The 513-nt window shown below is 55.6% G+C and carries 1 protein-coding gene; it reads right to left on the reverse strand.

Features of this window, described 5'->3' with window-relative positions; genetic code table 11:
* Positions 1-50: 50 nt before the first annotated feature.
* Positions 51-513, reverse strand: a 463-nt coding sequence (locus J5M58_RS26275; RefSeq protein WP_207880263.1) for a hypothetical protein, incomplete at its 5' end; no start/stop codon positions are given.

Here is a 513-nt window from a genome sequence, read left to right on the forward strand (position 1 = left end):
TGCAGAAAACAAAAAGCCCGGCACAGCCGGGCATTTGTCATCGGCGCTATCTAGTTCAACTCGACCGTCTCTAAGTAACTAGAAACCAACTCAGCCAGTTTCACCGAGTCAACGCCCTTAACGCACGAAACCTCGACTTTGCTGCCGGACACTTTAATGCTGCCAAGGGGCCTACCCTTGGAGAACAGCGTCCGGCTCTCGGACCCAGCCCCTCGGGAACCATTGATAGCAGACTGCACCCAACGAACAGCGCCCTCCTGTGTGAACCTACCTTCCCCGATACCCGTAACAGCCTGGATGACCAGATCCTCATGCCCCTGGGAGAGCTCCACGAACTTCAGGACTTGCTTGGTTCCGATCAGGCTCGGGCTCTTCTCAAGCAGGGCCTGAACGCTTTGCGGCAACGTCAGATAACCAAGACAGCGACTGATCGTTGATTGATTCACGCCAACCCGACGCGCGAGAGCGCTCATGGAAGGCTCAATACCCTTTTCAATGATCTTGCTGTACGCC

Source organism: Pseudomonas sp. 32_A, assembly GCF_017490905.1.
Taxonomy (GTDB): domain Bacteria; phylum Pseudomonadota; class Gammaproteobacteria; order Pseudomonadales; family Pseudomonadaceae; genus Aquipseudomonas; species Aquipseudomonas inefficax.